The following is a 10,468-nucleotide window of genomic DNA, read 5'->3' as shown; positions in this document are numbered from 1 at the left end:
GGGACGGCCAATTTTTATTACGAACAAAACACGCTTGACATGATCGGTAAGTGTTCGGTATTATCGATTCAAGATAATTCATATAAGATAGGAGTGGTGATATGCCAGTGGTTCAAGCCGACAAGTCAACTAAGATGAAAGAGAATGTTGTAATGGAAGTAGATCCGAAGAACACGAAGAACGAGAAAGCCGCTCGCTTAAAGGCGGTCGAGCTGGCAGTTGATCAGATTGAGCGACAGTTTGGTAAAGGTTCGATTATGCGCTTGGGCGAGGGGATGCATGTGCATGTCGAGACAATTCCTACGGGGAGTCTTGCACTGGATCTCGCGCTTGGTGGCGGCATTCCGAAGGGTCGTATCATTGAGATTTATGGACCTGAATCAAGCGGTAAGACTACGCTGGCTTTGCACGCAGTCGCAGAAGTGCAGAAGTCGGGTGGCCTAGCGGCTTTTGTCGACGCTGAGCACGCACTCGACCCGGAATATGCAGCTAAGATTGGTGTAAACTTGGATGACTTACTTATCTCGCAGCCGGACACCGGTGAGCAGGCACTCGAAATTACCGAGACATTGGTGCGCTCGGCCGCGGTAGACATAGTTGTTGTTGACTCAGTGGCTGCTTTGGTACCACGGGCTGAGATTGAAGGCGAGATGGGGGACGCGCACGTTGGCTTGCAGGCTCGCTTAATGAGTCAGGCACTTCGTAAGTTGACCGGTGTGATTAGTAAGTCGAAGTGTACAGTCATATTCATTAATCAGCTCCGCATGAAGATTGGTGTGATGTTTGGGAATCCAGAGGTGACTGCGGGTGGTAATGCTTTGAAGTACTATGCCTCAGTACGCCTAGACATTCGTCGTACTGAGCAGATTAAGGATGGTGATCAGAGTGTCGGTAGCCACGTAAAGGTGAAGGTGGTAAAAAACAAGATTGCAGCACCGTTTAAGATTGCTGAGTTCGATATTATGTTCAATCAAGGTATCTCGAAGTCGGGCGATATGATCGATCTTGCCGTCAAATATGAACTAATTCAAAAAGCCGGGTCTTGGTTTTCATACAAGGACGAAAAGATTGGTCAGGGTCGCGAAGCAGCGAAATCTTTCCTCGATGAACATCCAAAGGTTGTGGCAGAGCTCGATAAGCAGATTCGCGAGTTAGCAAAAGCTGGTAAGTAATAGGCTCCAAGTAGGGTGGCTTTAAATATGTCGATTATTACAGACTTGAAGCCACAGCGTCGGGCAGGTTTTATCAATGTTCTCGTGGATGGTGATTTTGTTTGTGGTCTGTCTGACTATCATGTTGCTTTATACGGGTTACACGTTGGCGATGAAGTAACAACTGAGCAAATAGAAGAATTCAAAGATCGTTCGATCGAGTCGAAGATGTATGCAGCAGCGCTGCGGTATATCTCGTATCGGATACGGAGTGTGGGGGAGGTGCGCACGTATTTATTGCGCAAAGAATACGATTCTTATCTGGTTGAGGCACTGTTGCAGAGATTGCAACGAGACAAGTGTTTAGACGACGAAGATTTTGTTGAACGGTGGGTTCGTATGCGCCTTGAGCAAAACCGCTCGCTCGCTACGATTCGAGCTGAACTAATCAAGAAACAGATTGATAGACATACTATTGATAGGTATTTGAACCAAATTGATAATCGGATTGTGTATACACAAATTAAGCAGCTTGTACAAAAAAAGCGTTCGCATTACACGACGCTTGAAAAACTGATTCAATATCTGCTACGAAAGGGCTTTCGGTATTCTGATATCCAGAAAGCAATATCTGATATCGAATAGATTCTCTTAATTCGCAGCAAGTTGATATATATCTCTTTGTCGTTTTCTCGTTCTATTTTTTCTAGCGAGACACCACTACCGCGCGGACGCAAACAGCGATGGCTATTAGCCAGAGTGCTACAGTTATCAAGCCCACAACCCTCCTTTTGTTCTCTATACTATGCCTCTAGCTTGATAAGCACAAGCAGACAAGAACCGAACATTGTAGTATTTTGTACAACAAATTTATGCGGGTATGGCCTGGCTGGCACGGCTACGTTGAGTAGCTGTACTATTTTTGATGCGAATTAACTTTTTTGTACAATCCACATCTATTACCTGAGAGCGTGTAATGATGCGATGGGTGTCTTTTAGTCTGCGCCAGATTGGGGTGGTTATGTGCAGTTTCTCAATACGTAACAGCGGCACGGTAAGGCTATAGTCGTGCACACGACCGACATACTTATTCGCACCATCGACTACTTTATAGTGTAGCAGTTCGCAATGAGTCCTTAGTGTGTCTTGTTCGCGAATGAAATCTTCTGCTTTTCCTGCAGATTCAAACGAAGCCGAGATAAGTCCATTGGTTTTGTCGACTATCACCTGATCAGCTCGTATATAGTGACGTACAGGTTGCTTGTCCCCGGTGCCGAGGCCAAACAGGACTACCTGTAGGGATCCAGGGTCAAGAATAATCCGTTCTATCAAGCCGATGAGTGGCATATCGCTACTATGTGAGTCAACAAGCCAAGAGCCGCGGATTTTGGACGCGAGGTATTGCATACGATGATTATACGCGCATAGCCCGCACTTGACCGAATCAAGTATTTTCGGTACAATTACGGTATTGTAAGAATAAATTAATACCTTTTTATCGAAGTTCTTAGAGGCTTCGATGAAGCTGTGAGGCACACTCGGATGACGATAGTGCCGAGCGGGGAACCACAGAAAGGAAGCTCATGCGACAATACGAAGTTGCAGTAGTGTTACACCCAGATCTCGAGATAGACCTCGAGCGGGCGACAGCCAAGATTGAGACCGTTATAACCGGTCTCGGCGGAAAAATTGAGAAGAAAGACAATTGGGGAAAGCGTAAGCTTGCCTATAAGATCAAAAAGCAAGATTGGGGACTCTATGTCTTCTATCAAGTCTCTCTTGATCCAGCTCAGGTGCAGCCACTCGATAATACCTTGCGTATTACTGATGAAGTGATGCGCTATCTGGTTGTGTCACTTGAAGATGTGAAGGCGATCAACAAGCCAAAATCTGACCCTACTAAGGTGAAGTCTACTAAGACAGACAAGACGCAAAGCAAAGCCGAAGACGAAGTACAAGAATAACGAAGTAGTATTTAGAATTTAGGAAAGGGAAGAGTCATGGCAAAGGACTTCAATCAAGCAATCATTATGGGTAATTTGACGCGTGATCCTGAACTGCGCACAACACCATCAGGCCAATCAGTTGCAAGTTTTGCAATAGCAACCAATCGTAGTTGGCAAGATCCACAGAGTGGGGATCGTAAGGACGCTGTTGAATATCATGATGTCGTTGCAGGGGGTAAGTTGGGTGAGCTTGTCAGTCAGTATCTCACTAAGGGTCGACGGGCATTGATCGTTGGGCGACTCCAGACGCGTCAGTGGGAAGCTCAGGACGGTAGTAAGCGTTCGCGTACCGAGATCGTGGCCACAGACATTAATTTCATCGGTGGACCCGGAGATGGTGGTGGTTCAGGCGATGCGCCGGCACCAAAGAAGGCTGGTAAGCCTGCTGCAGATATCGAAGATATGGGCGACGATGAGATTAATCTGGATGACATCCCGTTTTAAGGAATTGAAAGGAATATAATGGCAGAATTTCGTAAACAAAATAAGCTCTATAGCGAAGAAGTCGAAGTTATTGACTACAAAGACGTGAAGCTTTTGCAGCGCTATGTAAATAGTGTCGGTAAGATCGAAGGGCGTAAGCGCACTGGCGCATCGATGAAGCATCAACGTCTCTTGGCGAAGGCTTTGAAGCGGGCTCGACATCTGGCTCTTTTGCCATTCGTTGTCAAATAAACGGCATGCGGTCTTGGCGAGCCGCTTCGTTAGCGCCTGTGAGTCTCGCTGCACTTACGTCTACTAAGCTGCACTGCGATTCTCGCCGCTGCCTTGCAGCTCATCCAAGCTTACATGCCTCCTAAATCATAGGAGATTTTTAATATGTACGGACCAACTGATTTACGTAAAGATACGCTTATCGAGATAGATGGAGCGCCCTATAGGGTAGTAGATTATGCCCAGAAGCAGATGGGTCGTGGTGGCTCGATTGTAAATACTAAGCTCAAGAACCTCATCACAGGCGGGGTGATTGATCGTACCTTCCGCAATGATGAGCGCGTGAAGCCGGCTGACCTGCAGCGCGTGAAGCTCCAGTATCTGTATACGCAGGGTGACACTCACTCCCTGATGGATATGGAATCGTATGAGACCCATGAAGTCTCGACGAAGATTGATGCCGACTTGCCAAAGTATATCCTCGAAGGAGGCGAGATCGAAGGTTATCTCTTCCAGGATCAAATTATTGGCTTCGAATGGCCGAAGAATGTACCGCTCAAGGTAGTGGAAGCTCCTGGTTCTGACAAAGGCAACTCGGCTGCTGGCGCTACCAAGGCCGTGAAGCTCGAGACTGGCATCGAAGTTCAAGCCCCACTTTTCATTAAGGCTGGCGATATGGTCAAGGTCGATACTCGTACTGGCGCATATCTCGAACGCGTGAAGTAATTCATCATACCTATGCTTGTCTAGAGCATCACGAATTCTATACTTTCTAGGTCTTGATAAGCGACAAATGAAAGCACCTTGGATTACGAGCGAGTAGATGGCTGTGAGATTTGACGTGTACTGAATGATCCCGAAGGCGATGTAGTTGTGATTGAGACCAGCTTGTGGCGAGTAGTCCTGGCTCAAGATCAGTACTACTTGGGCGGAGCATACATGACGCTGCTCAGGCACGCGCCAGACAAGGCGTCGTTGACTCCCCATGAGAAGGATGAATACTGGCAGGTCATCGAACAGCTTGATCGTATGTATGAGCAACAGCTTGGTACTGATCTGGTGACATATTGCTGGCTGATGAACAATGCTTTTCGCGTACCTGATCCAAGCCCCATGTGCATGGGTATATTCGACCGCGGTATGGTCGAGAGGTGCAAGTCGCGGGTTGCAAGCTGGACCGATCCGGAGTTTGGTGAGCACCATCAGCGCGAGAAGACCAAAATAGTGCCGACAAATTTCTTGCGTGAGATACGCGCAGCTTTGTTTGATTAGCACAGATCGCTCGATCGACAGATCGGGCTTTTTATTTACACGTTGAATTTAAACAGTACGACGTCGCCATCTTGCATGACGTAATCACGACCTTCGAGGCGAGCCTTGCCAGCCTCACGCGCACCGGACCAGCCACCGAGCCTGATGAAATCCTCGTAGTTTACAACCTCGGCCTTAATAAAGCCTTTCTCGAAGTCTGTATGAATTACACCAGCGGCTTCTGGAGCAGTAGCACCTTGCGGTATAACCCAAGCTCGGGCTTCTTTTTCTCCTGCTGTGAAGTATGTCTGTAGGCCCAGCGTCTCAAAACCGAGATGCGCAAGCTTCTCCAAGCCAGACTCTTGTTGTCCATATTCTGACAACAGCTCACGCGCGTCTTCGGCACTCATATCTTTGAGCTGTGACTCAAGCTCGGCACAAAGTACGATTGCGGGGAGGGGAGCGACACTTGCGATGAGCTCCTGATGCCTGGCTGTGTCAGATAAGCCAGTCTCATCGACATTGAAGGCATATATAAATGGTTTTGCTGTGAGTAGCTGGAGTTCGCGTACGGCCTGAGGGAGTTCTTCGGCATACTGAGTGATCGCAAGCTCGCCTCGATCGAGTGTGGCGCGGAGGGATTGCAGATCGCCAACAGCTTGCTTTGCGTCTGCTGAGTTCTTAGCTTCTTTTTCATGGCGGGTAATGGCCTTATCGACAGTAGAGAGATCAGCGAGAATAAGTTCGGTCTTGATTGTGTCGATGTCGCGCGCAGGGTCTATTGAGTTGTCGACATGGATGATGTCGTCGTTCTCGAAGGCGCGCACGACCTGCACGATAGCCGCACATTCTCGAATGTGGCTTAAGAATTTATTCCCTAAGCCAGCTCCTTCGGCAGCACCCTTCACGATCCCTGCGATGTCGGTGAAGCTGACGGGTGCAGGTACGGTCTTCGCAGCTTGGACGGTGTGTGCCAAGTCATTCAGTCGCGAATCGGGAAGCGGGACAATACCGACATTTGGCTCGATGGTGGCAAAGGGGTAGTTGGCGGCTAGGATGTCGGATTTGGTTAGGGCATTAAAGAGGGTCGATTTGCCGACATTTGGTAGACCGACGATGCCGATGCTTAGATTGCTCATCCGCACATTGTATCAGATAGCCACAGGGAATGGCAGATTTCAAGCTATGTAGGCGAATCAAGAGTAAAACGCTTGCGCTCATGATTGTCGCACGGTAACATAGACGTAAGTATTATGACGTGGAAAAAGCATGCCCCGCACAATAGATAGTTTGTCTGCAAATGACAAAAGTGAAAATTCTAAGCCTGTGACTAAATATAAGGCTGGTGAAACGTATCGTCCACGTGGTGCATCTGCTAGTGCTGGAGATATCGTGAAGCCGGAGAATGCTACTGTAGAGAATGATTCGTCTCCAAAGGCGAATGTTGCCAGTCAACCTAACAAAAAAAGACGCAAGCCACCGAAACTAATACTTGCCATTCTTTTGTTGGTAGCATTACTTGGATCGGGTTGGCTGGTTCTCTTGAGGTATTTTCCTGGACTAAATGATGTTATTACGCATGCTAAACCTAAGGCCGAGAACTATGCTGAGTATGGTAGCTTTGCTGTTACAAAAGATGAGTTTGAGAAGATTAAGACAGGGTATATTAATTTTGACAAAAAGCATGGCGTTGATGATGTGAAGCAATCTGAACGTAGGGCGGCTGATGAAGTTATGCTGCGGATTGGGTTGAAGGCGAAGGCAGAAGAAACAGGCCTCCAGTATTCGCAAGCAGATATCGATGCATTTATGGAGCCAAGCTACAAACTTATGGGTGGTAAGCTAGGCCTGTACACATATGATAAGTCTCAATATGGCTGGGAATCGGTCGTACAGGATCATAAGTCAGAGCTTGAATTCCTGAAGAGTAAAATGGGTAGCCAAGTTTTGGATTCTTATGATCTGTTAGGTATCTATGTTCGCTGGGATAATGTCATGGACTTGGAAGAGGGGAGAAAGCTGGCTTTCGAGCGGGATGCACAAAAGCGGTTAAATGATGAGTTTCTTCCGCTCTTGCAGCAGAATACGAATGAAGAGCAAATTATTAGTAAGACCGATATTAACCCAACTCTTTCGGATGAAATCAATAATCAGCGCCTAAGCGATCCATATGGGCTGTATGTGCGAGCCTTGACGTTGAATGGTGTTACGAATGATCCTGCTAAGGATCCATTCAAACATTATGACGGAATGGGAGAAAACGCCTGGAAATATATTGAGAAGTTAGAAAAAGCAGGCGATACAACACCTGTATTTAAATCAGATACAGGGATGTATATCGCGTTTCGAGCCGAAAAAGTAACAAAAGGTGGTAGTCATAATCTTGATGATTATCGAAAACGAGTAGTGGATGGTGGTAAGGTAGACCCTTCGTACTTCTTGCTCCCAGAATCAAACACCCAGAAGAAAGCGGAAGAAGCTAGCATTAGTAAGTCGCCACAAGTCAGGGCGATCAACAAGTTTCTGCCGAAGGCATATGCTTCTGGGAATATTGATTGTTGGGGGCTACACAAGCTCAGTTACACAATCAGACCAATGGATCCGTCACTAAATACTATTCCGGGCACCTTTGGCCTAGCTGTTAATCGCTCAGGCCCAGACAATTGTACCGAACGTACGGGCTTCGGTTATTTCATGAATGGGAATAGGCAGGCTTTCTTATCTGCTAGCGTCCCGAGTCAAGGTACATTAAAGCTAAACTGCAATGGCGTTGTGTGGGATTTTGCTTGGGGTGCACCTGCTGGCTACGAAAACTTTAGCTCAGCCGATTATCAGGCACCATCACGGGTATACACATACTCTGAAGGAACAAGTCTTAGGGATACCCCCTCTGACATCTCTGGTGCATGGCGCAAAGAATCTATTTACACCGGCATTGCAAACGGTGTTGGCAATTATATCATAGCCCCCGTGTTTAAGCCCGTGCCACCTCCGGGTGACAATCCGCCAATCGGGAATTATGATGCCGCCGATTGTAGCTATATATCGGGGTGGGCTTATGATCCGGACGTGTCTTCATTAAGTATTAGTGTGGCTGTATATTTCGATGGCGATCCCAGTGCCGAGGGTACTGCCTGGTATGTAGCCAACCAGTATCGTGGAGACGTGAATGCTGCCCGCGGTATCTCTGGCAATCATGGGTTTAGAGTGCCTGTCCCGGCAAGGTATTCAGACGGGTTAGTACACAGAGCCTTAGTTATTGCTATTGGAAAAGATGCAGCAGGGAATAATAACGGGGTTAATGTCTTCGTGGGTGAGAGGTCGTTTAGCTGTGCACCCCCTACGCCTTTGTATAATATCCGTGGTTCGAAAATCGATGACTTTGGTGCGCCTGTCAATCCTCCCGGTAGTCTAGTGAGACTTAATAACGACGGCGGGAGGGCAGATAACCCATACACTCTAAGTGGCCTGAATGTGGCGCAGGCTCAGACTGTCAGTGCAACAGATTCTGTAGATTGGTTTGTATATGGCTATCGGGGCGATTTTGGCACATCGACGGGGAATACTGTATCAGTTGCGGCCAATTCGGTACCAAGGGATGTTACGCGTACATTGGACTGGGTGTATAGGCCACGTCCGGCTACTTTGTCGGCTGGAGTAGTTGTGAAAGACGGATCGCGTTATGTAAACCCTTGTTCATCGAGTGACACTCGCTTTAGTTCGAGGTGTGCCTCTGACTCAGTGTCACTTAATCGCACGAGTACTAACCCGGCTGTTGGTGGCTATGCTACGTCAGAATCAGGAAGCACTGCACCGGCTGAAAATGTTTTCTCGTTAAATAACCTTTACTACGGTACGTACAATGTAAGTTATCCTGGTGGCGCAGCTCCTGGCTGGAAAATAACAGGTTATATCATCTGTAACGAAGGACAGGTTGCAAGTTGCTATACGGGCTCAGGGTGGTCATATTACATTTCGAGTGCTAATTCCTTCTCAGTTACCATGAATGCTAATCGATCACGATATGTTTTCTTGGTCGTAGAGCGCTCGCCTCAACTGCAATCGGCCGCAATTACTTGTGGCGCAATTACCGGCACCATCCAGGGATCACTTCCTGGAGAAAGACTTGTAGCAAAGATGGATGGTGCTGAGTTTGCCTCAATAAATAATCCATCAGGGGCAGTCAATATTGCGATACCTGAAGTTTACAAAGACGGTCTACAGCGTACAGCGACCTTGTCATTAGTGAGCAACACAAGTTCAGTACCAGTTACGACTGCTTCGCCACTGACTCACCTATGTCCCAATGACGCTTTGTGCGGCCCGACGAATGTCGACTCCGTCTTTGAAGGGGCTACTGGTAACCTAGATACAGCCGTACGAGTCAACTTTACTATGCAAAACACCGGTGATTCTATATGGAAGAAGACCTGGCCTACGGGTGGGCAGCATAAGCTGATACTTGAAGCAGAGAGTAAGAATTTGTGGGAGATGGATAATAACTCCCAGTTAAGTGATACGGCAAGTATCGCTGAACCTGATAGTTATGAATTCAGGGACGTGAACATACGGCCGAAAGCAGCGTCAATCACAAGTGGGTCGACGATTCTTAAATGGCGTATGGCATATGTTGACATAAGTGGTAATGAGACAGGATTTGGTCAGACCTGTAGTCGCGTGATTACACTTAGAGCCTTCTACCACCCGTGGCTCAGGGTTCAGAATGGGTCAACTACGTCACTTGATACGATTACGAGCCAGGGTATCATTGGCCAACCACCTGGGGTGAGGGGGGTACGTAAGGCTTCAGATCCGAGCTATGACACGACCCATATGGTTATGGCCGCCGTGGGGGGTGGTAGTAGATTCTGTAGCTCAAATGCCTATCTTTTCGGTCAGGGTGACTCAGCAGCTCCTTGTGCACAGAGTTTTGAGGCATATAGTTTGAACCTTCAGTCTGATCAGATTGCTGACTATTTTGATCGTGTGAAAGCTATCGCTGATGCCTCTTCTTGCACGACATATGATCCCGCTAGTCCGCCGATAGACCCGACGAAACGAGCGCAAAAGTTTAATAGAGGCATTAATGATGTACTTGATACCATCGATGGTAAGGATATTGGCGGATTAAATAACTGCCCTGCATTTTATATTGTATCTGGCAGCACACTCAATGGGCCCACTCAGAAATACAACAAGGGTAAGGGTACTGTGTTGGTTTCAGGAGATCTTACGATAAATGGAAATATAGAGGCTATCAATGCTCCGACAATGACGTTATATAATCCTAAGGGTGATCTGACAGATTTAGCTGCAGCATTACCGAGTCTGGGTATTCTAGTCAAGGGTGATGTATTTATTGCGCCAGAAGTGCAGCGACTAGATGCATATATCTTTGCTACCGGC

10 protein-coding genes are annotated in these 10,468 nt (G+C 47.4%); 8 read left to right on the top strand and 2 right to left on the bottom strand.

Annotation, left to right across the window (positions count from 1 at the left end):
* Nucleotides 1–152: 152 nt before the first annotated feature.
* A complete protein-coding gene (recA, locus tag IT415_02875; protein MCC7543629.1) occupies nucleotides 153–1,172 on the top strand; it encodes a recombinase RecA in 1,020 nt (339 codons plus the stop codon).
* 27 nt (nucleotides 1,173–1,199) lie between these two features.
* Nucleotides 1,200–1,796 (top strand): regulatory protein RecX, encoded by a 597-nt coding sequence (locus IT415_02870; GenBank protein MCC7543628.1) that lies wholly within the window; start codon nucleotides 1,200–1,202, stop codon nucleotides 1,794–1,796.
* Nucleotides 1,797–2,021: 225 nt separating this feature from the next.
* Here the strand turns inward: IT415_02870 and IT415_02865 are convergent, their stop codons facing one another.
* The gene (locus IT415_02865) at nucleotides 2,022–2,558 is read right to left on the bottom strand and encodes a hypothetical protein (GenBank protein MCC7543627.1); all 537 of its coding nucleotides are present in this window, start codon (nucleotides 2,556–2,558) and stop codon (nucleotides 2,022–2,024) included.
* 176 nt (nucleotides 2,559–2,734) lie between these two features.
* Here IT415_02865 and rpsF point away from each other — a divergent pair, with 176 nt between their 5' ends.
* From rpsF to IT415_02840, 5 genes are all read left to right on the top strand, one after another.
* Nucleotides 2,735–3,115 carry a 30S ribosomal protein S6 gene (rpsF, locus tag IT415_02860; GenBank protein MCC7543626.1) on the top strand — a complete coding sequence of 127 codons (381 nt, stop codon included), beginning with the start codon at nucleotides 2,735–2,737 and terminating at the stop codon, nucleotides 3,113–3,115.
* 36 nt (nucleotides 3,116–3,151) lie between these two features.
* Nucleotides 3,152–3,601 (top strand): single-stranded DNA-binding protein, encoded by a 450-nt coding sequence (locus tag IT415_02855; GenBank protein ID MCC7543625.1) that lies wholly within the window; start codon nucleotides 3,152–3,154, stop codon nucleotides 3,599–3,601.
* A gap of 18 nt (nucleotides 3,602–3,619) precedes the next feature.
* Nucleotides 3,620–3,832, top strand: coding sequence for a 30S ribosomal protein S18 (locus tag IT415_02850; GenBank protein MCC7543624.1), 213 nt, complete (start codon nucleotides 3,620–3,622; stop codon nucleotides 3,830–3,832).
* A gap of 144 nt (nucleotides 3,833–3,976) precedes the next feature.
* The gene (locus tag IT415_02845; protein MCC7543623.1) at nucleotides 3,977–4,537 is read left to right on the top strand and encodes an elongation factor P; all 561 of its coding nucleotides are present in this window, start codon (nucleotides 3,977–3,979) and stop codon (nucleotides 4,535–4,537) included.
* A 147-nt stretch (nucleotides 4,538–4,684) separates the two neighbouring features.
* Nucleotides 4,685–5,083 (top strand): hypothetical protein, encoded by a 399-nt coding sequence (locus IT415_02840; protein MCC7543622.1) that lies wholly within the window; start codon nucleotides 4,685–4,687, stop codon nucleotides 5,081–5,083.
* Nucleotides 5,084–5,118: 35 nt separating this feature from the next.
* On the opposite strand, the gene ychF is transcribed toward IT415_02840, so the two are convergent.
* Nucleotides 5,119–6,201, bottom strand: a complete 1,083-nt coding sequence (ychF, locus tag IT415_02835; GenBank protein MCC7543621.1) for a redox-regulated ATPase YchF — start codon at nucleotides 6,199–6,201, stop codon at nucleotides 5,119–5,121.
* Between the two features lie 130 nt (nucleotides 6,202–6,331).
* Between ychF and IT415_02830 the strand changes: the two genes are divergently transcribed.
* On the top strand, nucleotides 6,332–10,468 hold a 4,137-nt coding region (locus tag IT415_02830; GenBank protein ID MCC7543620.1), incomplete at its 3' end, for a hypothetical protein.

This window comes from bacterium, from assembly GCA_020854115.1.
In the GTDB taxonomy this organism is placed as follows: Bacteria; Patescibacteriota; Saccharimonadia; order CAILAD01.
The sequence above is the reverse complement of the archived record's forward strand: the minus strand, read 5'-3'. Positions and strand labels throughout refer to the sequence as shown.

Bases quoted from the DNA above. Each gene is read 5' to 3' on its own strand.
- recA (MCC7543629.1), top strand. From the start codon at position 153: ATGGAAGTAGATCCGAAGAACACGAAGAACGAGAAAGCCGCTCGCTTA.
- IT415_02870 (MCC7543628.1), top strand. From the start codon at position 1,200: ATGTCGATTATTACAGACTTGAAGCCACAGCGTCGGGCAGGTTTTATC.
- IT415_02865 (MCC7543627.1), bottom strand. From the start codon at position 2,558: ATGCAATACCTCGCGTCCAAAATCCGCGGCTCTTGGCTTGTTGACTCA.
- rpsF (MCC7543626.1), top strand. From the start codon at position 2,735: ATGCGACAATACGAAGTTGCAGTAGTGTTACACCCAGATCTCGAGATA.
- IT415_02855 (MCC7543625.1), top strand. From the start codon at position 3,152: ATGGCAAAGGACTTCAATCAAGCAATCATTATGGGTAATTTGACGCGT.
- IT415_02850 (MCC7543624.1), top strand. From the start codon at position 3,620: ATGGCAGAATTTCGTAAACAAAATAAGCTCTATAGCGAAGAAGTCGAA.
- IT415_02845 (MCC7543623.1), top strand. From the start codon at position 3,977: ATGTACGGACCAACTGATTTACGTAAAGATACGCTTATCGAGATAGAT.
- ychF (MCC7543621.1), bottom strand. From the start codon at position 6,201: ATGAGCAATCTAAGCATCGGCATCGTCGGTCTACCAAATGTCGGCAAA.